Below are 22,629 nucleotides of genomic sequence, written 5' to 3' on the forward strand. Positions count from 1 at the left end.
GGGACCAAACCCCCACTAAAAGGATCTGCGGTCGGTGCGCCTTCCATAACGACTCCGCATGTCGCGCGGACGAGCAGCGGCAAAGCGTGACATCTTCGGATTTGTGGAGGGCGATACAGCCGGTTTAGAAGAAGCCCTCAGCCGCGTGGTGCGGCTGGCGGGCGACCACATCAGCGCGCTCGACTCCACGATGCGCCATATGACGGCCCACGCCTGGGTCGGCGGCGGCGCGGGCCCCTTCACGCAAGCCACCCGCGACCAGCGCACCCGTCTCCAGGGGGCCTTCGAAACTGCAGCAGCGCAGATCGCCGAGCGCATCCGCGCTCTCGGCGGCCACGCCGCCGCGCCGTCGCTGTCAACCCCGCTCCCCGTCGCCACGTCCACGGGCGGCGGCTACGCCGGGATGAACGTGGAGGCGATGACCCGCATGGTGGCCGACCTGGAGCGCGCCGGTCATGAACTCCCCGCCGCGGGAAGCCAGCTCTCCGCGGCGCTGGCCTCCGCATGCGTCAGCGCCGCGCCCGCCCAACAGGTCGCGGAGGTGGGCGCCTGGGCCACCGGACAGGCCACCGACCTGCGCAGGCGGCTGACCGTACTCCAGCAGCGTCCCGACGGCGATATGGCCAACGCGGCCGTGCTCGGCTTCGGGCTCTTCGGCGGGTCCGCCCCCGACCCGAGCGGCCTCGGCAACATGCTGACCGCCGCCGCGGCCGGCGACTCCTCGGCGCTGGAGAAGGTGGTGGCGGCGCAGAACGCCGGCAAGGACCCGACCCTCGCTGCCCGGGTCAGCGCCTGGTGGCAGCTGCTCGACCCGGCCGCCCGCCAGCGGCTCATCGACGCCGCGCCGCATCTGATCGGCTCGCTCAACGGCGTACCCGCCGCCACCCGCGACAGCGTGAACCGGGCCTACCTGGGCTTACGCAAGGGCGTCATTGCCGAGCGGCTGGCGGAACTGAGGGAGCTGGAGGAGCGTATGAAGCAAGGGGCGCGGCAGTCTTATATACGCATGGAGATCAATGCGTTGGAAGCGGAACAGCGACAGATCGGGGCCGTCGAGAAGAGCCTGGCGATGGGCGCAGTCAACGGTCGCCCCCCGGCGCTCCTGCTCCACTTCGAACTGGGCGGACTCGGCAAGACCGCCATCTCCTTCGGTGACCCCGACAAGGCCGACTCGGTGGTCACCTCCGTGCCGGGTACGGGCACCACATTAGAGGGGATCGACGGTGACGACTCGGTCCGCGCCGCGACCCTGTGGGACCAGGCCAACTTTACGGCCCACTCCCACACGAAGATCGCTTCGATCATCTGGCTCGGCTACGAGGCGCCACAACTCGACGCGGGAATTCTCCGGGCCGACACCTCCGTGGCATCGCCCAATCTCGCCCAGGCCGGGGCAGGCTCACTGGCCAGTTTCCTCGACGGTCTCCACGCCACCCACCAGCCGACCGGCACACCGCGATTCACCGTGCTGGGCCACAGCTACGGCAGCGTGGTGACCGGCATGGCCGCGCAGACACGGAAAGGAACGTTCGCCGATCAACTCATTCTTGTAGGAAGTCCCGGGACGATGGCGGCGCGGGCGAGCGATCTCGGAGTCAAGCAGGTCTGGGTAGGCGAGTCACCCCAGGACCCCGTCGCCGACCTCGGACATCTCCCCATCAGCGGCGGGCGGAACCCCATCTCTGGCGTGCTCACCCCCTGGTTCCCGAATGGTGCGGGCCCCTTCGGGACCGACCCCAGCAACATCGCCTTTGGCGCCAACCGCTTTGTCGTCCGTCCCACGGCAGTGTCGGGCCCTCTGGCTTTCACCGGGTACGACATTGGTGCACACTCCGGTTACTGGGCTCAGCGCTCGGTCTCTCTGGAGAACATGGGATTCATTATCAACGGCCAGTATGATCGAGTGTCGAAGCTCCCGACGCCGAAGGAGGTGCCGTCTCCGACGCCCCACTTGACGCCGCCACCTTCATCGCACCCTGCACCGGACCCGGTGTTCCCGCCGTCGCCTGCCCCGCAGTCCTCACCTACGCCGACGGGAGACTAGATGTTCCGCGCCGTCAGGTTGATCATCGCAGCAGTGATTCTCGTCGCCGGGTGCGCGCCCGGCGGAGCCCTGGGAGGAGCCATGAATCCATCGGCCGATAAGCCGACGATCACCAAGGCTCAGGCGCTCGCCCGGATCGAGCAGCTCATCAACGAAACCGTAAGTGTCATCCAACCCAAGCCCCAACTGGAGCTGTATCAGCCCAGCCTCAACGACGGCTTGTGTCTCGATCCGCTGGATGGAGGCTCCAAAGACCGGATCGTGGTCAGTCGCTCGTATTTCCTGCGCGGACTGCCCACGGCCAAGAAGGCGCTCAAGGAGGTGGTCGCCGAGGTGAAGGCGTACTGGCAGAAGCAGGGCCATTACATTGCGGTCGAACACGAGAACGGCCTGCAGCTTTACGGGCACTCCCGCCCCGACGACTTCCTTATCACCATCAGCTTGGCGGCCGATGATGTGCTCAGCCTTGGCGCCACCTCCACCTGCCTCTGGCCCAACGGAACCCCCGAGCCCTCCTCCACCCCCTGACGCCAGCAGAGCCCCACCGCGATGACCATGCTCGCGCCCATCACCGCGGCCAAGCCCCTCCACCCCATACGACGCAGCGGCATCCGCGCGGAAAGCAACGGCCACGACGGAACAGCCCGGATCACTGTCCGTCACATCACAGAAGCCTGTGAGTGCCGAAATGTCACCCTCTCTGACCTGCTACTGCGGACGGGCGATTGAAAATCGGGTGCGAAGGCGGGAACAGTTCATCGTCTTTCGCGACGGTGATCGATACGCCTGGACTCGTCCGCGCGATCGATCCGAGGTGTCTTCCCGGGCAGGGCCGCCGGAACCTCACGACGCTCACGCCGCACAGCCAGGGCGGGTGATCGAGTACCGTTCCGCGACGAGGCCAGCCAGCGCTTCGCCGCCTTGGGCTTCAAGCTCCGCTTCGCCGAAGGTGACGGCGGCCGAGGGGCCGGAGTGGATGCCAGAGGCGAGGCTGGGACGACCGAGCGTTCCGCAACGCTCGGATGAGGCGCCGCCACCGAGACGGCCGGCGGTCGAGGTGAGGCGATGCCGATTCCCCATCCGTTCCAGATACCGATGCCGACACAGGCCAGGAAGCCTGCAACAAGCGTCGGCACAGTCAGGCGGCGGGATGGCCGCGACGGCGGGACCGGGGACGAGTACGTGCGCCAGCCCATTGAGTCGGATGCGGCGGGGAGCCGAGGCCGGCTCCGGAGCGGCAGGCCGTAGGGAGGTCGTCCTACCTGTCTGCGAGGCGCCGCGGGGCAGTCCTGGTCATCGTCCATGGTCTTCCTCTCGCTGCTCGTGCACGCCAGCGTGACGCAACCAGCGCCTCGTGGCGGGAACGACACGGCATGGCGAGCGGTACGAAGCGAACGACCCGGATCGGACCGGGGCCGAAGGGCGCATGAACCGCGAGCTCGGATCATCCACAGGCCTTACGCGCCGGTGGTGGCGAACGCCACCAGCACGCCGAACAGCCACGGCATGACCCCCGACCAAGTCGTGGCGGCCAGGGTGAGTAAGTCGGCCGAGGTCTTGACGCCGTGGTTGCCGCCGCTCTTGTGCCTGCGCCAGTCACGGAGCCATTTCTTGAACTCCCAGTGGCCGCTGCGCGAATTCGGGTTGGGCGGCCACTCCTCGTTACCCGGCGACTTCTTGGCGGCCTGCCCCCTCGCCCACAACACGAACTGGACGGACAGGAAGCGCGGTGGCGACAGGAGCGACCCGCCGACCGGCTTGCCCAGCTCACCCTGATCCCCGGCCAGATCTTCCCGAGGGCAAGGATGGAGGCGTACTACTTCTTGATCAGCATGTGTTGCACACTGTTCTTGAACGGCTTGGCCAGCCACCCGACCGTCTCGCCCGCATGCTCCCCGATCACCAGCACGATCAGCAACGGCGGATCCGCCCGCCAGAACGCAGGCTGGCGGATCAACGCTCGATGACGCCTCGCAGATCGGCCACCTGGCAACCCCTCTGTCGCACCCAGTTCGTGTCTGGAGAACGAACGATCATCGGAAGTGGTTCACCGATCGGTCGTGGTTCGTCAGGCGAAGATGGCGTTCACGGCCTTGCTCACCTCCGCGAGGGGGACTTTCTCGCGTTGGCGTTCGAAGGCGATCCACTCCTTGCCTTCTGCGGCGACCCCTTCCAGGACGTGCAGGGCGTTGCCGAGCCCCGCCGTGCCGAGGGTCACCTGTGAGGCGCCTTGCGGATCCTTGTCCTCATTCTCGGTGACATCTGTGGGCGGATCGGTCACCTTGACCTTGATCGGATCGCCGTTGGTCAGCGTCAGCTCGAAGACGTTCTCTCCGTTGTCGGTCTCGGCCACCTGGACGGAGGTGAACGCGTCGTAGCGGTAGTTGGTGCGTGCCCGGCTGCGGAAGGTGGCCTTCTGGAAGTCGAGGTGCACGGTTAACTGCCGCACGCCGTCCTTGGTGAGCAGGAAAAGCAGGATCTTGTATTTCGAATAGCGCCATGGCCCCTTCTCGACGCGTGCCCTGTCGTAGGAGGGCGTGGCGGGCGCCTCGATGAAGGCGTGGGCGAGGACGTCCTGCCGCTTCAGCCTGTAAAGGCTCATCGCCTGCTCCATCAGCGCCTTACGGTCGCACTCCAACCAGCGGGCCATCTCGAGATCGTCCGGTCTGTCGGCGAGTTTGCGCTTCCACCGGTCGAAAGCCGCCTGGCGGCCGGCCAGCAGGCTCTTCTTCTCCGCCTTGTCGGCGGAGTGCCGCCTGTACTCCGCGGCGATGCGCAGCCAGACGCGAGCCGCGAACCAGACCAAGGCCACGGCGACGAGCGCGGCCAGCGACACGACGAACGGCCTGACGTGCGCGCCGCTCCAGACCAGGAACGCGCCTGCCGCGGCCGCCGCGATCGCGGCCAGCACACACATCGCTTTCACGAGCAAGGGGACGCGCAACTCCTTGCGGTAGTCCCACAGCTCGCCCGCCTGCCAGCGCCGCGCGACGTCGGCGACCAGGTATCTGGTGAGCCAGGCGACTCGCTTGGCGTTGACCGTGCTCTCTCGGTAGATGGTGACGACCTCGTCACGCAAGGCCCGGCGGACGCCCGCCGTCTCCGAGAGCCAGCGGGCCCTGTCCGCGTCGCGCGGGGTGTACAGCGCGAAATAGTGGTTGAACTGCCGGTCGATCTTGCTCGCGAAACCATCGCCGGGCGTGGTGGCCGACCGGCGCAGATACTCGCGGTCCTTTGCCTGGCGGCGCTCCTTTCTGCACCGCCACTCCACTCCGCTGCGCACGCTCGCGTAGCAGCCGGCCGCGAGAGTCAGCAGGGCGGACACCGCCGCCGTCCCGTTGTGCTGCCATGCCGTGGCGCCGATTAAGCCGACGGTCACCAGGGCCAGCGCGGTGGCCGCCGTGGCTCCGGTCCAGGTGCCGAGTCCGATGAGGACAGGATCCGCCGGCCTTACCCGTGCGCCGATGGGCTCCGGCTGGAAGAACTTCCAGGCCCGGCCCAGCCGGTCCTTCGCGCAGCGGTCGCTCCTGGCCGCGTCGAAAGCACGCGCCCAGAGGGCGTCCTCGGCGGAGCTGTCCAGGAACATCTCCATGTGCTGGAGGACGTCGTTGCGCTGCTCATCGGTCAGCTTCTGGAGCTCCTGCTCTATGCCGGCAGCCCCGCCCTCCGTAGGACGGGACTTCAGGAGGTGATCGACCAGCTTGATCGCGTCGGCCCATTCGTCGTCGTCCTTGACGGCGCCGCGCACGCAGCGCAGCATGGCGATCTCCTTCGGCGGCACCTGCTGCAGGGTGCGTCCGCTGAGCAGGGCCAACAGTAGGTAGAAGCAGGAGCGGCCGTTGACGTAGTTGCGCAGGACCACGGCGTCGCGGATGTGCTGGCGCGCCTCCCAAGCCATCCCGCCACGCAGGGAATTGAGCCCTACCTTGAAGGTCTCCTGGGGCGAAGGGGTGGCCGCGACCTGGTAAACGTTGACAGGTCCGTGGATGGCCTCCGCCTGGACGGCGACGTTCGCCGAGTCCGTGGCGAGGTTGGTCGGACCGGAGTGGGAATCGTTCACAGGACGCCCCGTATGGCCGCGATGACGGCCGACACGTGCGCCGCCAGTTCCGCCACATCTGCCAGGAGCCCGCGGAGTTTCTTGAGCGCGATCATCGCCTTGCTCCTACCCTCCTCGGTGCTCTCGGACAGCGACTCGGCGGCGACGGCGATCTCCACCTCCGCCGCGGTGAACGTGTCCTCGTCCACCTCCTGGGCCTTGCGCGCCCTGGCAAGCCGATCGCGCAGCTCGGCGAGCTGGCCGGCCGGGTCTGCGGCCTGGGTCTGGGGCGGGTGGCCGATGGTGACGTTGCCGTGGATGTGCCCGGCCTGCACGCCCACCCGGGCGTTGTCGCGGGCGACGTTCTTCACGCTGTCGGTCATGCCTTTCGCCTCTCTCGCCGGATGGTTCTCGTACTCCACGGCCAGTTCCTGAGCGAGGGCCACGGCGAAGGCGGCGGCGTTGGCCGCCGCCTTTGGCTGCCAGTTCAGGCCGTCGGTCGTGGTCTTGGTGCCGTCGGCGCGGTCGCTGATGCCGCGCACCACGGCCATGGGCAGCGACCTGTTGTGATGGGCGGCCTGCGCCACGCCGGCCGACTCCATCTCGAGCGCGAGCGCGTCGTTGTAGGTCTGGCGCACCCATTGGGCGTGCGCGGAGATCGCGGAGTCCTGTACGACCTCGCCGGCCGCGATCGGGCCGAAGCGCACCGCCGGTACGGCCGCGCTCGCAGGCAGGCGGCAGGTCCATGTCTCGGTGCGGTAGAGGTGGCGGGCGATCTGGTCGGTCTCGTGGTCGATCTCCCAGACGCGCGGGCGGGCTTTGAGGCCGTCGTCCTCGCTGGTGCCGCCGTGGTAGGCGTACACGTGCGTGGCCACCACCACGTCGCCCAGGCCGATGCCGGGCCATAGGGCCCCGGCAACCCCCACGAACAGCAGCGCCGACGGCGAGAACTCGGCGATCGCCCGCTCGGTGATCACCGCCGAAGGATGGTTGCCCTTGCCGACCAGGCCTAGGGCCACCCGGCGTCCGTCGTCGGCGAGGCGGCCGAGCTCGAAGCGGGTGCCTGCGGTGTGGCGGTGGACGCGCGGGTCGGTCAGGTGCCCGCGGACGGCCTGATACTCCAGATCCAGCGCGGTGAGAATCACGATCACGACCATCGACCTCCTAAGGCCGAGTCATCGGGGGATTGAGGACGTGGACCGGGCCTGCCTTGAAGAGCCGGGCGGGCCGCCCGTTCGGGGTCTTGCGCACCGGGCCGTCGGCGACGATGAAGCCGCGAGCGCCCTGAACCTTGCGGTAAAAGTTGCGGGGATCGAGGCGGACGCCCCAGACCGCCTCGTATACCTGCTGGAGTTCCGAGATGGTGAACGTCTCAGCGCAGAACGCGGTGGCCAGGGCAGAGTGCTCCAGCTTGGTACGCGCGCGCTCGACCCCATCGATGACGATGCGGCGATGGTCGAACGCCAGCTTCGTGCCTGGGGCCAGGGCGTCGTCCACCGATGTCCAGGAGGCGTCGGCGGCGTCGGTGCCGGCGATCGGCTCTGGCAGGCGGGGCGCAATGGCCAGATAGGCGACGGACACGACACGGCCGCGCGGGTCGCGGCCCGGCTCGCTGTACACGGCCAGGGGCTCCAAGTGCACGCCGGACAGGCCCGCCTCCTCTGACAGCTCGCGCCGCGCCGCCGCCTCGATGTCCTCGTGCTCGTCGCGCAGGAAGCCGCCCGGCAGAGCGAGGGCCCCAAGGAACGGGTCGATGCCACGTTCCACGAGCAGGACATGCAGGCGCGCGTCGCGCAGGGTCAGGATCACCAGGTCGACCGCGAGCAGGATGCGCGGCGGCTGCCACGAGTCGTCGGGCATGAGCACACCATAGCTTTTTGTCAGATCGACAGGAAGTCTTTTGTTGAGGACAGGTACTCATGCCGACCTCGCCCGTCCGCCCGATCTGTAACCGGCCGATACGACGATGGAGGAGAGCTTCGTGATCAAGGACTGACGCTACGAGGGGCAAGGCTGCGGTGATGCAGCGAGTGGACGTGGGCGGCTCGAGCGTGATCAGCGTGGACGTGTTAGTAACCCCACAGATCCGGAGCCATCCGCCATACCTTCAAGAACTGCTCCATCCTCGATTCCCTGCAGTCATGACGCACACCAACAACGCCAAGCCCAGCACGCGCGCACCGGGACGACGCCCCACGACCATCCAACGGCTCCGCCTCACAGTCGCACTTGCCCTTGCCCGCAGTGCCGCACATGCCACCGGTGCCTGCCTTATCGGCCTGCTGTTCTGGTGGATCACCCATCACTGAGGTGATCTCAGCGAAATAGTTCGGACGAATTGGGATTTCTTGGACGCCGCTGGTGGCGTTCCGGGCCTATCGGGAGGAGTTGGGAAGGCCGGAAACAGACGTGGAGCCCCCGGGAGAAGAGCTCTCACCACAAGAAATCCCAGCCTCCGGAAGGCTCCACGTGATTGCTCATCGTGCCACGCTCGACGTCTCCCGCGCACTCGTTCAGCACGTCGCCCGCCTCCTACATGAAGAACGCCGACTGCGCGGCACGCCGAAAGACAGCCGGGCCTTGAGCCCCTTCCGGCAAGCGGTCATGGCGGTGCGCTGGTTCCGCGGCGAGCACGACATCCCCAAGCTCGGCCGCGATCACCGCGTCTCCCGCGCCACCGCCTACCGCTACATCCACGAAGGAATCGAGGTTCTCGCAGCTCAAGCCCCAGATCTTTCCGAAGCTCTGGACCGCGCCCACGCCGAGGGACTGGCATATGTGATCCTGGACGGCACCCTAATCCCGATCGACCGCTGCGCCGAGCAGACCATCAGTGTCAAGGGCGAGGCCATCGATGCCTGGTACTCAGGCAAGGCCCACCAGCACGCCGGCAACCTCCAAGCCCTCTCGGCACCAGACGGCCTGCCGTTGTGGATCAGCGAGGTCGAGCCCGGCTCGGTCCATGTCTCGAAGGTCGTGCCTGCTTGCTTACCCGGCCAACCACATGACCGTCACTCAGCGAATCGGCCATCGGGGCCCTCGACACCACTATGCCGAAGCCCTGCCTGGTTAACCGACCCGGTTCGTGATGCAGTGCCGGCCACGCGCCGTCAACTGCGAAGTTGCACTGAGATGCAAACGTTTATGAGAGCGAGGCGATCATTGGCAGACTGCTTTCCATATGGCCGCCATAGGCCCAGGTGGCTTGCGAGCAGAAGGCCGCAGAAATGTGCCATTTGGCAGCGTCATGTTCATGGTCGCCACCCCCCATCATGCCAGAGGTGATTCCACAATTGCCCATCTCTCACCGCCACAGAAAGGGCACGAATGCCCTTCGAATTATCGTACGGACGGTGCTCGCCTTTGCGCTCCTGAGCACGGCGATGCTGGTCCCAGCCGAGAACGCGTCGGCGGAGGCCGACGTACTCCTGGCCGGCAGGGCGCTCGACGCGGCGGGAGCCCCTGCCGCCGGGGCGGACGTCTACCTATTCGACGTGACCACGCAAAGTGAACGGAGCCAGTCCATCGGCCATGCAAAGGTGAACGCGGACGGCCGGTTCGAACTGTCGTTGCCGATGACGAAAGGCGAGGCCATGGCGTCCGGGAACGACGGATGGAGCAACTACATGGCAGTCATGAACCGTGACGGGAAATTCGACGTCCGGTTCTTCTCCCGGAAGCGGGAAGCCGACGGACAATGGATTGCCCCTGCGCGGACGCCGGCGGCCAGGAACGTGATGACGATGAAGGCGGACAAGCGTCCTTTCACACCTCCGGCCGGAAGCGCCGCCGCCAAGCTTCTCGCCTCCGCACGTGCGTCCCAGGCCGCTGGCGAGTCCGTCTCCACCGGCCAGGTGACCATGAAGTCGGTCGTGCTCGCCCGCTACAGCAACGTGCCGACGACCGTCGCCCGAATCGAGGCCGCCAGGAACACCAAGATTAAGTTCACCTATGGCAGGCGCGCGGACAGCGAGGTCGAGGTCGGTGTGGAGTTCTCCGAGGACCACTGGGGCATTGGCGGCTCGCAGCATATCGGGAACGACGTGGGGTACGAGGTGCCCTACACTCTCGACCCCGGCCTGAACACGCAGGCGGCCCGTTACATGCAAGCCGGAATGGACTACGAGGACCGGCTGGAGTGGATCGGGACCGCGTTCCCCGTCGCGTACACAAAGCGCGTAGCGACAAGGTGGACAGGCACCCTGTACGGATATGCCACGGGGGTCAACGGATGTTCGAGCCGAACCTGTATTAGCCACGTCGCCTGCTATTTCAAACACAACTCAGGACTCAAGAAGACCAAGGGGGAGAACAGGAAGTACACCGCGGCGGCGTACGTGGCGGGCCTCAAGCTGGGAGCCACCAGCGGCTGGTCGTCGAACGTCTCGATGGAATACGACTTCGCGGTCCACGGTGATCCGGAACTCATCGGCTATTGCATGGGAGGCAACAACGACTGGGCGCCGTACGCCCAAGAGGTGTACATGTTCACCACCACGACGCCGTGGAACGGGCAATGACGGCCGGCGGGCGTGCGGCGCGCCGAAGTCTCACCGCTGTCATCGCGCTTCTTGTCTCGTTCTCCGTCGGCTGGACCGTCGCTCCGGGTGGAGCCGATACGGCCTCGGCGAGCTCGAGGCAGTCGGCGCAGGTGGCCGTGGCAGGGCTTCAGCCCGGTCCGGGGCAGTACTTCCCCGCCAAGGCGCGCGTAATGGACGGCGTGACCATCGCGGCGAAGAGCACCGTTACAGTGAAGATCGCGGGAGCCCCGAACGTGCCACTGTCTGGGATCGCGAGCGCGGCGATCAACTTCGCGGTCAAGGGAACGGACGGCGCGGGCGGATTGATAGCTTTCCCGTCCGACGCCGCACAACCCGGAGTGACCGGGGCGACCTATCAGTCCAACGTGTACAACCACGAGCTTTTGCTTGTGAGGGTCGGGGCGGACGGGCAGATAAAGGTGGCGAACACCGGGCAGGTCGCCGCCAAGGTCTACGCAGACCTCCACGGCTACACGCTCTCCGATGCCGGCACGTCAGCGGGATCGACCTATGTCCCGCTGAACACCGCGCGGATAGCTTCCAAGGTGAGCATTCCCGCGAATGGCACCTACACGTTATCCCCGCTGGGACTGGGGGGAATACCGGCTTCTGACGTCTCCGCCGTGGCGTTCGCCCTGATCGCCAAGAGCGCCGCCGCCGGGAAGATCCGAGCGTACCCGTCCGGGACGGCGGCTCCCGTGGACACGGTCCTGGACTACCGGGCGAACCAGTTCCTGTCGAACATGGTGTTCGGAACTCTGGGCGGTGACGGGAAGCTCGTCCTCGCCAATGCGGGGACCGCAGCGGTCGACATATACGTCGATGTGTCGGGCTACTTCAGCAAGCCGAGGTCGGCAGTGGCCGGGTCAGCGGCGGTACCTGTCGCTCCGGCCCGTATCGCCTCGGCGATCAGTATCCCGGCCAATGGCGCGGTGACGATCGCCCTGCTCGGCGAGGGTGAAGTCCCAGATGCCGGGGTGACCGCCGTCGGGATCAACTTCACGGCGAAGAGCGCCGGTTCCGGAAGCCTTCGCATCCACCCATCGGATCAGGTGACTCCGCCGGGTGGGGGCTCGGTGGACTACCTGCCGACCGACTACTACGCGCAGTACGTGCCGGTGAAGGTCGGAGCGGACGGCAAGGTGTCGATCAGGAACGCGGGAAGCTCCGCGGTGACCGTCTGGGCCGACGTCTACGGTTACTTCGCCGCGCCGGACGTACCTCAGCCGCCGCTGGACGTAAAGGCGACCACGGGCGACGGCCAAGTGGTCGTCACCTGGCGGCCTCCGGCCGACGGCGGCGCCGCGATAACGGCATACCGGGTGATCCCCCAACCGTCCGGTGATCCAGTCGAGGTCGATGGAGACGCCACCTCCGCAACGGTGTCGAAGCTGGAGAACGGTAAGACGTACACCTTCTCGGTTGTGGCGGTGAACGGAGTGGGCCCGGGTGAGGAGTCGGCGCCCTCCGACGAGGTGATCCCTCAGGGCCCGGACAATCCCGTCGCACGCTTCACCGTCAACTGCGACAAGTCCACCAGGACGTGTCAGTTGGACGCCTCGGCATCTACAGGAGGTGGCGGCGGAAACGTCACCGCTTACTCCTGGAGCTTCGGTGACGGTGCGAGCTCGGCCGGGGTGACGGCCTCCCACAGCTGGGATGCGAGTGGAAACTATGTCATCGGCCTTATTGCGACCAACGAGAAGAACCTTTCCAGCTTCACGAAGCAGGAAGTCGATTTCGGTCTTCCACCGACGGCCGCCTTCACCACCGCGTGTGTCAACAGTACCCTCACCTGCACCCTCGACGCCGCCACTTCCAGCGATCCGGACGGGACGATACAAAAATACGAGTGGAACTTCGGTGACGGCGAAGGAGCGGTTGGGAACGTGGTCTCCCACCGCTTCGCCGCAGGCGCGTACCAGGTCACGCTCAAAGTGGTGGACGACAGTGGACTGTCGGCCACGGCCAACAAGAACCTCACCATCGACATCAATAACTCACCGCCCACCGCGAAAATCGTGGCCAGCTGCGACAACTCCATCAAGTGGTGCGGGCTGGATGCGCAGGCGTCGGACCCCGATGGGGAAATAGTGAATCACCAATGGAGTTTTGGTGATGGAGCGACATTGACCACCGGTGAGGACAGAAACGCGGCGCACACGTATACGAGTACCGGCAGCTACAGCGTCAAGGTGACGCTGACCGACGACCACGGCGCCACGACTACGGTCACGACGCAGGTCGACATAACGCCGGCGGCCGAAGGATCCGAATACAGGGCGATAATCTCCTACACATGCGTCGAGTCTCAATGCGAATTCGACGCATCCGATTCCATCGACTCGAACGGCACGATCACCGCCTATCACTGGGATTTCGGTGACGGCACCACCGCCACGGACCCGGTCACCACGCACACCTACGGGGCAACTGGCACCTACACCGTCCGGTTGATCGTCACAGACGACCAGAACCGCACGGTGAGCACCACCAAACAGGCGACGGCGGGTTAGGAACCGCTCCGTTGCGAGCTGAAAGAGGGGACGGACCGTTCCCGGGTGGGAGCTCGGGAACGGTCGAGGGTGCCCCGCGCCCGTGCCGGTCAGTGAAGACCGGCACGGGCACCTCGTCACTTCCGGGTGGGTACGGCCTGCGCGCAGGTCAGGGCGATCGTGGACGGCACTCCCCACTCGGCGTTCCCTGGGGCGTCGTGGCGGGTGGTGAGTGGCGGGCCCTCGTCGCCCGGCTTGCCCGCCTCGGTGGAGAAGCCATCGCCGGTCCTGTCCGCCTGGGCTGAGGAGGCCGGTCTTGTCCGCCTCGCCGAGCGCGTACGCGTCCATCTCGCGGGTCCGGGCCGCCGAGGTGTTCCAGCGCCGAAGCACGTAGGCCTGAGCGAACTCCAGGAACGACGGACCGGCCGACTCAGGCGCGAGCATCGAAACCGGCAGGCCGGTGGCGCCGTCGAACTCCTCCCCCGCTTTGGCCGCCTGCCGCAGGTCGGACATGAAGGCGTAGGCCAGGCCCTTGGTGCGGAAGCAGTTGATCGCATACACGCGCGACATTCCTGCAAGAGGTCCGTACGTCTCCTTCGTTCTGTTCCGATGCGGCAATAGGCGCCTCTGGATGGACGTCGACTTTCCCGAGGCAGCGAAGGGGCGGAGCGTGGTCTAGGACTCAATCGAGCTGCTCTGCATCGCCCATAAACGCTACGGCGTAATCCATCGGTCTACCCCAAAAGCGACATGACGAAGCTACTTGGCACAACGTGTCCGGAATGATATCCACGGCGAAAGTATGGCGACGTTTCAGGACAGCATCACCAAGTTGAGTCACCGAACGGACACATATCTGATTGCCGCTACCTCTGTCCGACAAAATGCAAGGGTGCAGAACCCCATCTCGCCTTCGTCCCCACCTATCGACCCCGCCGTAAGCGACATAGCTACCAAGGCCATCAAACAGAGCCTTACAGACATTTTCGACCACCGGTCGAACGCCAAACAGACGGCATTCCTCAACCGTGTTGTGGACGCCTGCAACGACTGGAGCCACTCCAGGCCGATGCTCACCGTCGTCGGGGGTTACGCCGGATCCGGCAAGAGCGAGTTCTCGCGGTTCCTGTCTGGTATCACCGGCTGGGCCTTCCTCGACAAGGACTCCATGACCTGCGCTATGGCTGAACGCCTGCTTACCGCACTCGGCGGAGATCCTCACGACCGGCACACCGAGCTCTACCTGCGCGAAGTTCGGCCGCTGGAGTACCGGGGCCTGATGGAGAGTGCCTTCGACAACTTGCGGGCGGGGACCTCCACGATCTTGTCCGCACCGTTCATCTCCGAGCTGTCCGATCCCGACTGGGTATGCCAGCTGACCGACCGGTGCGCGGCCATGGGCACCGACGTGACGGTGATCTGGATGCACTGCGACATCGAATCCATGCGCCATCGCATTGAGGCCCGCAGGGCAGCCCGTGATGCGTGGAAGCTAGCCAACTGGGACGTCTACACCTGCGGCCTGGATGTCGACAACAGCCCGCCCGCCGCACACATCACCATCGACAACCGCCTCGGCACCGCTATCAGCCTGTTCGACCAGACTCGCGAAACGCTCAAACGGATCCTCGCATGACCGGCATCGTGCCCTCCGGGTGAACGCCGCACTGGCGGCGTCATACGTGTCGCCATACCGGACATGGACATGTCGCGCGTCGCGGGGACAGACCCGTCCCAAACCCGTACAAGGGAAAGGCCCCAGCCATGGCCAGGGCCGAAGCGGGCCGAGCTACGGGTCGAGAGCGTTGTTGATCTTTCCGTTGATTTGCTCTTGTTGACCATCCATGCACTTCGCGTAGACCCGGAGCAGGACGTCAACGCCGTGCCCAGCGCGCTTGGCAACCTCGGGGGCCGGGACGCCAGCGTTCAGCCAGAGCGACACCGCCGCATGGCGGAGGTCGTATGGCCGAGCAGCGAGCGACGACGCCACCTGCGCGGGGGTCAGAGCGAGCTTCCGGGCTTCCTGCCAGATGTAGGAGTACGCCGAACTGGAGTAGACACCTCCCGTGCCCGTACAGAAGATCCTGCCGTCTTTCGCCGTGCCGTACTCGGCGATGTGCTCACGAAGCATCGCGACCAGCGCGGGCGGGATCGGGATCTCTCGCGTTTCCTTGTCCGCCCGGTGCTTCAGGCTTCGCGACTCGTGGGTCTCGCCGGAGTTGGTCCATCGCTTCGTGCCCTGGGGCCGTGCCCGCTCCAGGACGATAAGGCCCCACCCCGATTCGGGCAGGGTGCAGTTGTTTGCTCGGAGATCCGCCGCTTCCTCCGGCCGCAGCGCGGCGTAGTAGATGCAGCCGAACAGCGCCTTGAGTCGGGGTCCACGCTTGCGGCCCACCATCGACACGGCGTCAAGGAGCTGCCTCGCCTGCGTCGGGTTGACCACGGTACGGGGATCGACGACCGTGACGGCCTTGGGCGCAGTCCATTTGATCTCATTGAGCGGGTTGGTGCCGAACACCTTCTGCTCTACTGCGTGCTCCAAGAGGTGGCGGAGGACCGCCCGCTTGCGGCGTACTGTGTTCGCCCCTGCCGGGGCACCGGCGAAGGTCACCGAGATGGCGTCGAGCGCCGTATGAAGGACGGCCGCATCGCCCAGCACCGTCAGCGGAAGCGAAGCCTTCTCCAGCCACCTCAAGGCCACAGCCTGGGTCACCGTGAGGTCGGCCCGTCGCCCCTCGGGCAGGAGCACGTGAACCTTGAGGACCTCCCGCAGATCCTCATCCTTGGGACGGCCGGGCCCGTCGGACACCAAGGCGGGCACCAGCGACAGGAGCGCGTACACGTCTGTCTCGCGGGTCCGGGCTGCCGAGGTGCGCCAGCGGCGAAGGACATAGGACTGGGCGAACTCCAGGAACGACGGGCCGGAAGAGCCGGTCGCGAGCATCGACACCGGCAGTCCGGTGGCGACGTCGAACTCCTCCCCCGCTTTGGCCGCCTGCCGCAGGTCGGACATGAAGGCGTTGGCCAGGCCCTTGGTGCGGAAGCTCTTCGACTTCTCCTTGCCAGCGACCCTCCAACGGGCGACGTAGACAAATGTGCCGCGATTGGAGCGCTGCTGGACCTGGCTGAACTTCACGTCGTAAGTGGTCTTCACTTACCCTCCCGCCGCGAGTCGAGCCAGGCCATAAGGTCGCTCCGCCACATGCGCAGTTCGAGGTTGGGCAGTTGAATGCAGACCGGAGCACGGCCGAGTTCGCGCCAGCGGTAGAAGGTTCGGCGAGAGACTCCGCCCAGCTCATCGAGGACTTGAGGAACCGTCAGCAGCTCGTCCTGGCGACTCATCCGGCACCACCGCCGATCTCCGGGAGTCGAGTTCCGGTGAGGGCGGCTGCAAGGAGTTGGTCTCCGGCTGAATAGCCCTTGCCTGCGTACTCCCATTCGGAGATCACCAGGATGGTGTCCTCGTCGAAGAGGGGAAGACGCCCATGGGTGACCTCTTCGTCCCGCACGAAGCGTTCGCGGGCTGTTCGAAGGGCACCGAGGGTGGTGGAGTAGCGGCGGGAGCGGGTGGAGAAGTGGCCGCGGAAGCCGAGCATGTGGGCCCACTCCATCAGACGAAGTTCGGCCAGCTCGCCCAGGCTGCCGAGACGCATACAGGTGGCGATGAGGCGGCGAGCGTGGTCACGGAGCTTGAAGGCCTCAAGGTTGTCCAGGGGGTTGATGCGGCGGTCGAGGGTGCCGACGCATTCGGCTGCTTTGGTGGCGTACTTGGCTATGTAGCCGGCGACGGCTTGTTCGGTGAGGTCGCCGTCGAGGGTGATGGTGCGGATGTCGAGTTGGTCGCCCCAGCGGAAAGCTCGCTCAGGCTGGTCTTCGTGGGCGGGTGCGGTGGCGGATACAGCCCTTGCCGCGTGCTGTACCGCGAGCGTCAGCGCGTCGGCGGTGGCCCAGGCCGGCGGCGGTGAGACTGGCCCATCAGGGCCATCGAGGCGGACGACGGCATGGAAGTGGACGACGCCGCGGCGCTGGTACTCGGCGACCTTGGCGAAGGAGAGCGTCAGGTTGTGACGAAGGTCCTTGAGAAAGATGCCGCCGAGCTTGGCCAGGTGGCGGCGGACGGAGTTGGTGAAGCACTTCCACAGCAACGGCGCCAGGGCGTTGAACAGGACAGAGCCTGAGTAGTCGTAGCAGTCGGGGCAGAGCGGTTCACCGAGGCGTGGATCGTCGGTGCCGTGGCGCTCGGCGCAGGAGATGCCGCGGCCGTGCGGGCAGGTCACCGCGTCGCGGCGAGCATGGCACGGGTGGACCCTGCCGTCCTTCTCGCGGCGGGCGTGCACGACTCCGAAGGACGGAGCGGTCAGGGTGACGAGTTGGCAGGGGTGGGCGGTGACGGACTCCGGGACACCTTTGCCACCGATCAGGCCGGCGCGGATGAGCTGGTAGGTGTCAGCGCGGTAGGTCTCTGCGCAGGACGGGCAGCGAGAGGCGCGGCGGGTCTTGCATGGGACGCGCAAGATGCCGTCGGGTTCGTGAAGGGTGCTGTAGCGGTGCAGGAGTTGGCGAGTGGCCCGGTCGTAGTGCTCGACCTTGCCGCGCAGGTGGATCGGCTGGCGGCAGCCACCCGTGCGCTTGATCTGGCTGGCCCAGCGGTCGTACTGCGGATGGTTGAGTCGGGTGATCATGCCCGTGATGGCGTGCGAAGTGGCTCGGTGTGCAGGCAAGATGGAGTCCTCCTTTCACTCGTTCGGGTGGAGGGACGGCTCCCGACCTGGCGTGTGTCTTGGCGGATGTGCGGCCAGGCCGGGAGCGCTGACGGTCAGGTGAAGCCGAGCCCGTCACAGTCGGGGCAGGTGTCGGCGCAGGAGTCGACTCCGGTGCCTCCGCAGGTGCAGCACTGGTCGTGCTGCGGGAGCTGGCTGGGCATGTTCACCTCCTGTCCTTGGGCGCTGTGGTGAGGAAGATCCGCCAGTGATGCGGGCGGGTGCGGTCGGGATATGCGCGAGAGACGTGGGAGACGGTGAAGCTCAGGCGTAGCCGGAACAGGGCGTCGATGAGTTCGGGGCGAGTGCCGTCGAGGCGCATGCGCATGGTCATTGCTTTCTGGTCAGGCGTCCGGGTCGGGGTCAGGCAGGACGCAGCCGTAGTAGCTGGCGTCGGCGGCGTGCCGGGCGCGGGAGGTACCTGGAATGGCCACGGCTCGATATTCGATCGGGCCGAAGAAGCGTGAGGTCGCGTAGTGGCCGTACGGGGTGTCGTCCTCGTCGACCGGTGCGCCGAGGCGAGCGGCGATCTGGTCTATCGCGGCGCGTTGCTCGTCATCAGTGCCGGATAGCGGGAAGTGGTGGACGGCGCCCCGTGTCGGGGCGGGGATGTCGGGGTTGGCCTCCAGGAAGTCGGCCAGTTCGTAGAGGCCCGTAATAAAGGCGTCGCGGTGGTTGTACGGCATGGTGTGGTTTCCCTTCTGGTCAGGCTGTCCGCAGGGTGCGGAGCAGGTCGGAGGCGAGTTGGTTGGAGACGCCGAGCCGGGCGCGCAAGGCGTCGCGGGTGATGGGCTTGCCATGGGCCGTCTGGTGTTCGGCGGCGACACGGCGGGCGTAGTCCACGAGCACCGGGGACGGTCCCGCGGTCTCGTCCTGGCTTGTGAGGACGGCCGCCGTGTCGCTGGAACGTTCCAGGACGGCTGAAACGGTCGCGTCCTCGGCCGGGGACGGTTCGGGACGACGCACGGAAGCACGGCGTTCGAGCATCGAGACCGCGATCAGGAACGCGCCTGCCGGAATGGCTGCGGTGATCCAGCCCCAGATGCTCGGCTCGGCTTGCTGCAGGTTGGCGGCCAGGGACAGGACGACACCACCGGCCAGGACGAGGACGGGCCATGAGACAGGACCGCGTCGGACGCGTCCCATCCTCTTGTCGCGCTGGCGTTCGCGGGCGGCCATGACGCAGGTCAGGTCGACGCAGATGGCGATGGCCCAGGACATCCAGCCGCCCTGGCCGTGGTCGGTCGCCGTGTCGCGGATGTGGGTGAACGATCCGGCGCCCGCGATGGCGGCCAGGACGACCACTGGGCCGGAGTCGAGCAGCCAGCAGTCGAAGCGTCGCATCGTCGCACCCTCCTTTCACGTCAGGCGTCGAGCAGTTCGGACGGGTCGTAGTCGGGCAGGTGAGCGGTGATCTCGTCCCAGGACGGGGCGAGGTGAGCGTGGGCGCGGGCGGCATGTTCAGCGGTGGCCTCACTGACGTAGAAGGAGCGGGCGCGGTACCACTGGCCGTCCTGGCCGGCGACGATCGCGACGCCCGGCGTTTCGGCGGCGATGGTGCGAGCGGAGGCGAGGGCGGCGGGGTCGAGGTCGCCGAGCGTCATGGTTGCGGTCTCGGGATCGTTGACCCGGTGACAGATCCGTCCTGAGCACTGAGCACGCAAGGCGGTGACGCCAGGACCGAGATCGGAACCGATGCGCTGACCGCAGCAGAACAGGTAGATCCCGAAGGCCCGGCCGAGCTGCGCCACTCGCAACAACGCGGTCGAGGTCTTGGCGATCTCCTCCTTCTCCGACTTGTCGGCCATCAGGTACAGCTCGGCCAGCTCGTCGACCAGGACCACGACGGGCACCGGACGCATCGCCGCCGGAAGCTGCCAGATGTTGCGGGCACCGGCCTGGCGACACAGCCCCATGCGGTCGACCATCAGCGCGACCAGGTCATCCAGCAACGTGACGGACTCGGCGCGCGAGGTGGCCAGGGCCGACAGCCGCGGACCGTATGGAGTGAACTCGACCCCGCCCTTGAGGTCGAAGCCGACCAGCGCCACTGGTTGCGGCGCCAGTCCGACGATGAGCGCGTTGGCCAGGTTGGACTTGCCGGACTGCGTCGCGCCGGCGTTCATCCAGTGCGGCACCGTACGGAAGTCGATCATCCATGGCTGCCCGGTCTCCAGCCGCCCCACGGTGACCTTGAGCAGTTCCGGACCGGCCGGGAGCTGATCGACTTTGACCAGCGGGTCCCGGATGGTGGCCATCAGGACGACCCGGCCCGGCCGCGGAGAGGAGACGCGCACGGCGTGCACGCCCCACGAGTGCGCGAGCCGTTCGGCGGCCTCGGCGTAGTCGCCGGGGATCTGGCCCTCCAGCGTCCACAGCGTGACACGCCAGCCGTATCGGGTAGGCAGCGGCAGCCACATGAACGGCTTGGTGTCGACGGCGACACGTTGGAAGCGGCGGCGTACCTTGACCAGTCCGGTGGACGCGACCGCGCCGGGCGCGAGAGTGAACCACCAGCGTTGCCGCTTCTTGGTGAGCCCGCATCCCAGCGCCACCCGCCTCCAGGACGCTCGCGCGCTGAGCGCGGCCAGTGGGAAGCCGAACAGCAACCAGAAGGAGCGGTGGTGCCGGCGACACCAGGCCCACAGCCCGATCCCGACCAGCGGGAGGGCTGTGAGCACCAGGCGCAGGGCGTCAGACACGTTCGGGCGCCCCAGCGGAGACGTCGATGATGTCGGCGGCCTTGTAACTGATCCCCCAGCGGGACTGGCCGCGCTGGGCGATCTCCCAGACGTAGCCGATCATCCCCTTGGGCAGGACGTCCTGCCCTTGAGCGACGGCCGGTTCGCCTGTGGTGCTGACGCGGACCAGTTCGATCCGGCCGAACTCGTCCTCGGCCATGAGGATCACTTCGTAGATGGTGTTGCCGTGCTTGTCGGTCTTTATCTCGCCGGTGTCCTGGTTGGCCAGGCGCGGCCTGGGTGCCTTGGCGCAGGTGAAGCGCAGACGATGGACGTCCACGGGGATCGGGATCGTACGCATGGGCTGTGACCTCCTTATTCGTCGTAGTCAACATAGTTAACCTAGTTGGCCCAGTTGTCAATGTTGGCGTGGCCAACTTGGTGTGGTGAGATGGCCTGGATGGTCAAGCACACCGGGCGGGCCGGCTATCTCCAGATCGCCGACGACCTGCGTAAGCAGATCCGCGGCGGCTCTCTCGCGCCCGGAAGCCCCCTGCCGTCCACGACCCGACTCGCCGAGCAGTACGACGCGTCGCTGTCGGTGGTGAAGATGGCCGTCGGCATCCTGCGCAATGAGGGCCTGGTGATCGGCCAGCAGGGCAAAGGCGTGTTCGTCAGCGACCCCGAGCAGGCCACGGTCACCGAAGACCTGGCCGGCGAGGTGGCCGAGCTGCGCTCAGCCGTACAGGAGATGTCCGTACGGCTCGCGCGGGTGGAGGAGCAGTTGGCTACGTCCACGAAACCCCGTTCCGGACGTAGCAGCCGGTAACCTTCCTGGCCAGCGACGCCGAAGCCCCGTCGGGCCGGCGCCGCAGACTCAGAGCCCTGTCCTCACGGCAAATGCCGACCAGGACAGCGACGTAGCCGACCAGCAGCGTTGTGCCGAGCAGCCCGGCGATGATCAGCGGGATCACGTCCAGGTCACCCCTGCCATAGCCGCGCGCCGGGAGGTTCGCGGAGGACGGCGGGTCTCGCCCCGACGCCGTCCGTCCCGGCGCTTGGCCGCCTGCTTCTTCACCCAGCGGTCGCGGGCCCGGCACTTGTGGCAGCGGTCCTGCCCTTCGGCGAGGAGCGCGCGGCACTCGCACGTGGGGTCCGGGTAGATCTCGTCAGTCATGTGATCACCTCTCCTTTCGGTCGCGGTCGGTGTTGCCTTGCGATACCGAGAATGCGACGGAGAGTTAGGACGTGATCACTACACGACGGGACATGTTCAAGACGTCCGGCCTAGGATGTCCACGTCCCCGGACGTCCTTCTGGCAGGTGACATGGCGAACGAGAGGTTGCGAGCGGCTCTTCTCCAGCGCGGGGTGAGCATTTCTCAGCTGGCGGAAGCAATCTCGGTCGATCCGAAAACGGTCGAACGGTGGGTCACCAAGGCCCGTGCGCCGTACCGAAAGCACCGGTATGCGGTAGCTTCGTACCTCGGTACGGACGAGACCTACCTCTGGCCGGAGGCGCTGACCCGCGACCAGGTCGCCTCAGCCTCCGAGAGCGAGATCGTCAAGGTCTACCCGCACCGCTGGGCCGTCCCCAGGGACGAGTGGGGACGGCTGTTCGCCGAGGCGTCCGAGGAGATCGACATCCTCGTCTACAGCGGGCTGTTTCTTGCGGATGACGCGGGGCTGGTGCGCATGTTCGGCGAGAAGGCCGATGCGGGCGTACGGGTACGCATCCTGCTCGGCGATCCGGACTGCGCCGAGGTGGCGCAGCGCGGCGCGGACGAAGGCATCGGCGACGGCATGGGATTCAAGATCCGCAATGTGCTCGTCCTCTACAAGTCCCTGCTCGGACGGGAGAACGTCGAGTTCCGGCTGCATGCGACCGTGCTCTACAACTCGATCTACCGCGCCGACGACCAGTTCCTCGTCAACACGCACGTGTACGGCGTGCCCGCCGGCAACGCACCGGTCTTCCACCTACGCAAGGTCATCGGAGGCGACATGGTCACGACCTATGCCGACAGCTTCGAACGGGTCTGGGACGGTGCCCGGCCGGTAGGGTCCTGA

General features: G+C 66.6%; 23 protein-coding genes. 8 read left to right on the forward strand and 15 right to left on the reverse strand.

Annotated elements, in window-relative coordinates:
- The first annotated feature begins 103 nt into the window (after window positions 1–103).
- On the forward strand, window positions 104–2,044 hold the full coding sequence (locus tag ABT294_RS21025; protein ID WP_350807741.1) for an alpha/beta hydrolase: 1,941 nt from the start codon (window positions 104–106) through the stop codon (window positions 2,042–2,044).
- Window positions 2,045–2,572, forward strand: a complete 528-nt coding sequence (locus ABT294_RS21030; RefSeq protein WP_350807742.1) for a hypothetical protein — start codon at window positions 2,045–2,047, stop codon at window positions 2,570–2,572.
- A 929-nt stretch (window positions 2,573–3,501) separates the two neighbouring features.
- Here the strand turns inward: ABT294_RS21030 and ABT294_RS21035 are convergent.
- The 6 genes from ABT294_RS21035 to ABT294_RS21060 all read right to left on the reverse strand — a co-directional run bounded on the left by ABT294_RS21035 (window position 3,502) and on the right by ABT294_RS21060 (window position 8,843).
- Window positions 3,502–3,750: a hypothetical protein gene (locus ABT294_RS21035; RefSeq protein WP_350807744.1), complete on the reverse strand. Its 249-nt coding sequence runs from the start codon at window positions 3,748–3,750 to the stop codon at window positions 3,502–3,504.
- Between the two features lie 110 nt (window positions 3,751–3,860).
- Window positions 3,861–4,001, reverse strand: a complete 141-nt coding sequence (locus tag ABT294_RS21040; protein WP_350807745.1) for a hypothetical protein — start codon at window positions 3,999–4,001, stop codon at window positions 3,861–3,863.
- Window positions 4,002–4,112: 111 nt separating this feature from the next.
- Complete coding sequence (locus ABT294_RS21045; RefSeq protein ID WP_350807747.1) at window positions 4,113–6,104, reverse strand: hypothetical protein; 1,992 nt, start codon at window positions 6,102–6,104, stop codon at window positions 4,113–4,115.
- Window positions 6,101–7,234, reverse strand: coding sequence for a 5'-methylthioadenosine/S-adenosylhomocysteine nucleosidase family protein (locus ABT294_RS21050; RefSeq protein WP_350807749.1), 1,134 nt, complete (start codon window positions 7,232–7,234; stop codon window positions 6,101–6,103). The genes ABT294_RS21045 and ABT294_RS21050 overlap by 4 nt, the downstream gene beginning before the upstream one ends.
- 13 nt (window positions 7,235–7,247) lie before the next feature.
- Window positions 7,248–7,943: an NUDIX hydrolase gene (locus ABT294_RS21055; RefSeq protein ID WP_350807750.1), complete on the reverse strand. Its 696-nt coding sequence runs from the start codon at window positions 7,941–7,943 to the stop codon at window positions 7,248–7,250.
- Window positions 7,944–8,615: 672 nt separating this feature from the next.
- Window positions 8,616–8,843, reverse strand: a complete 228-nt coding sequence (locus ABT294_RS21060; RefSeq protein WP_350807812.1) for a hypothetical protein — start codon at window positions 8,841–8,843, stop codon at window positions 8,616–8,618.
- 18 nt (window positions 8,844–8,861) lie between these two features.
- Here ABT294_RS21060 and ABT294_RS21065 point away from each other — a divergent pair, with 18 nt between their 5' ends.
- The 4 genes from ABT294_RS21065 (at window position 8,862) to ABT294_RS21080 (ending at window position 14,755) form a co-directional block, all read left to right on the forward strand.
- Window positions 8,862–9,368, forward strand: coding sequence for a transposase family protein (locus ABT294_RS21065; protein WP_350807809.1), 507 nt, complete (start codon window positions 8,862–8,864; stop codon window positions 9,366–9,368).
- A 68-nt stretch (window positions 9,369–9,436) separates the two neighbouring features.
- On the forward strand, window positions 9,437–10,603 hold the full coding sequence (locus tag ABT294_RS21070) for a hypothetical protein (protein ID WP_350807751.1): 1,167 nt from the start codon (window positions 9,437–9,439) through the stop codon (window positions 10,601–10,603).
- Window positions 10,588–13,140 carry a PKD domain-containing protein gene (locus ABT294_RS21075; RefSeq protein ID WP_350807752.1) on the forward strand — a complete coding sequence of 851 codons (2,553 nt, stop codon included), beginning with the start codon at window positions 10,588–10,590 and terminating at the stop codon, window positions 13,138–13,140. Before ABT294_RS21070 ends, ABT294_RS21075 begins: the two co-directional genes overlap by 16 nt.
- A gap of 871 nt (window positions 13,141–14,011) precedes the next feature.
- Complete coding sequence (locus ABT294_RS21080; RefSeq protein WP_350807753.1) at window positions 14,012–14,755, forward strand: P-loop nucleotide/nucleoside kinase family protein; 744 nt, start codon at window positions 14,012–14,014, stop codon at window positions 14,753–14,755.
- A gap of 153 nt (window positions 14,756–14,908) precedes the next feature.
- Here the strand turns inward: ABT294_RS21080 and ABT294_RS21085 are convergent, their stop codons facing one another.
- The 8 genes from ABT294_RS21085 to ABT294_RS21120 all read right to left on the reverse strand — a co-directional run bounded on the left by ABT294_RS21085 (window position 14,909) and on the right by ABT294_RS21120 (window position 20,921).
- The gene (locus ABT294_RS21085) at window positions 14,909–16,273 is read right to left on the reverse strand and encodes a tyrosine-type recombinase/integrase (RefSeq protein WP_350807754.1); all 1,365 of its coding nucleotides are present in this window, start codon (window positions 16,271–16,273) and stop codon (window positions 14,909–14,911) included.
- Window positions 16,270–16,461 (reverse strand): helix-turn-helix transcriptional regulator, encoded by a 192-nt coding sequence (locus ABT294_RS21090; RefSeq protein WP_350807755.1) that lies wholly within the window; start codon window positions 16,459–16,461, stop codon window positions 16,270–16,272. The genes ABT294_RS21085 and ABT294_RS21090 overlap by 4 nt, the downstream gene beginning before the upstream one ends.
- Window positions 16,458–17,801 carry a replication initiator gene (locus ABT294_RS21095; protein ID WP_350807756.1) on the reverse strand — a complete coding sequence of 448 codons (1,344 nt, stop codon included), beginning with the start codon at window positions 17,799–17,801 and terminating at the stop codon, window positions 16,458–16,460. Before ABT294_RS21095 ends, ABT294_RS21090 begins: the two co-directional genes overlap by 4 nt.
- A gap of 244 nt (window positions 17,802–18,045) precedes the next feature.
- Window positions 18,046–18,207: a hypothetical protein gene (locus tag ABT294_RS21100; RefSeq protein WP_350807757.1), complete on the reverse strand. Its 162-nt coding sequence runs from the start codon at window positions 18,205–18,207 to the stop codon at window positions 18,046–18,048.
- Between the two features lie 16 nt (window positions 18,208–18,223).
- Window positions 18,224–18,565: a hypothetical protein gene (locus ABT294_RS21105; protein ID WP_350807759.1), complete on the reverse strand. Its 342-nt coding sequence runs from the start codon at window positions 18,563–18,565 to the stop codon at window positions 18,224–18,226.
- A gap of 19 nt (window positions 18,566–18,584) precedes the next feature.
- Window positions 18,585–19,223, reverse strand: a complete 639-nt coding sequence (locus ABT294_RS21110; RefSeq protein ID WP_350807760.1) for a DUF2637 domain-containing protein — start codon at window positions 19,221–19,223, stop codon at window positions 18,585–18,587.
- A 20-nt stretch (window positions 19,224–19,243) separates the two neighbouring features.
- Window positions 19,244–20,581, reverse strand: a complete 1,338-nt coding sequence (locus tag ABT294_RS21115) for an FtsK/SpoIIIE domain-containing protein (protein WP_350807761.1) — start codon at window positions 20,579–20,581, stop codon at window positions 19,244–19,246.
- On the reverse strand, window positions 20,574–20,921 hold the full coding sequence (locus tag ABT294_RS21120; RefSeq protein WP_350807762.1) for an SCO3933 family regulatory protein: 348 nt from the start codon (window positions 20,919–20,921) through the stop codon (window positions 20,574–20,576). Before ABT294_RS21120 ends, ABT294_RS21115 begins: the two co-directional genes overlap by 8 nt.
- Window positions 20,922–21,011: 90 nt before the next feature.
- On the opposite strand from ABT294_RS21120, the gene ABT294_RS21125 reads away from it, so the two are divergent.
- Window positions 21,012–21,389 carry a GntR family transcriptional regulator gene (locus ABT294_RS21125; protein WP_350807763.1) on the forward strand — a complete coding sequence of 126 codons (378 nt, stop codon included), beginning with the start codon at window positions 21,012–21,014 and terminating at the stop codon, window positions 21,387–21,389.
- A gap of 141 nt (window positions 21,390–21,530) precedes the next feature.
- On the opposite strand, the gene ABT294_RS21130 is transcribed toward ABT294_RS21125, so the two are convergent.
- Window positions 21,531–21,737: a hypothetical protein gene (locus tag ABT294_RS21130; protein WP_350807765.1), complete on the reverse strand. Its 207-nt coding sequence runs from the start codon at window positions 21,735–21,737 to the stop codon at window positions 21,531–21,533.
- 151 nt (window positions 21,738–21,888) lie between these two features.
- Here ABT294_RS21130 and ABT294_RS21135 point away from each other — a divergent pair, with 151 nt between their 5' ends.
- Window positions 21,889–22,629, forward strand: coding sequence for an XRE family transcriptional regulator (locus ABT294_RS21135; protein ID WP_350807766.1), 741 nt, complete (start codon window positions 21,889–21,891; stop codon window positions 22,627–22,629).

Source organism: Nonomuraea sp. NPDC000554 (genome assembly GCF_040300065.1).
Taxonomy (GTDB): Bacteria; Actinomycetota; Actinomycetes; order Streptosporangiales; family Streptosporangiaceae; genus Nonomuraea.

What these genes read in the sequence shown, in the direction of transcription:
- ABT294_RS21030 (WP_350807742.1), top strand. Translation starts at nt 2,045, where the DNA reads ATGTTCCGCGCCGTCAGGTTGATCATCGCAGCAGTGATTCTCGTCGCC.
- ABT294_RS21055 (WP_350807750.1), bottom strand. Translation starts at nt 7,943, where the DNA reads ATGCCCGACGACTCGTGGCAGCCGCCGCGCATCCTGCTCGCGGTCGAC.
- ABT294_RS21090 (WP_350807755.1), bottom strand. Translation starts at nt 16,461, where the DNA reads ATGAGTCGCCAGGACGAGCTGCTGACGGTTCCTCAAGTCCTCGATGAG.
- ABT294_RS21095 (WP_350807756.1), bottom strand. Translation starts at nt 17,801, where the DNA reads ATGATCACCCGACTCAACCATCCGCAGTACGACCGCTGGGCCAGCCAG.
- ABT294_RS21100 (WP_350807757.1), bottom strand. Translation starts at nt 18,207, where the DNA reads ATGCGCATGCGCCTCGACGGCACTCGCCCCGAACTCATCGACGCCCTG.
- ABT294_RS21105 (WP_350807759.1), bottom strand. Translation starts at nt 18,565, where the DNA reads ATGCCGTACAACCACCGCGACGCCTTTATTACGGGCCTCTACGAACTG.
- ABT294_RS21110 (WP_350807760.1), bottom strand. Translation starts at nt 19,223, where the DNA reads ATGCGACGCTTCGACTGCTGGCTGCTCGACTCCGGCCCAGTGGTCGTC.
- ABT294_RS21120 (WP_350807762.1), bottom strand. Translation starts at nt 20,921, where the DNA reads ATGCGTACGATCCCGATCCCCGTGGACGTCCATCGTCTGCGCTTCACC.
- ABT294_RS21125 (WP_350807763.1), top strand. Translation starts at nt 21,012, where the DNA reads ATGGCCTGGATGGTCAAGCACACCGGGCGGGCCGGCTATCTCCAGATC.
- ABT294_RS21130 (WP_350807765.1), bottom strand. Translation starts at nt 21,737, where the DNA reads ATGACTGACGAGATCTACCCGGACCCCACGTGCGAGTGCCGCGCGCTC.
- ABT294_RS21135 (WP_350807766.1), top strand. Translation starts at nt 21,889, where the DNA reads ATGGCGAACGAGAGGTTGCGAGCGGCTCTTCTCCAGCGCGGGGTGAGC.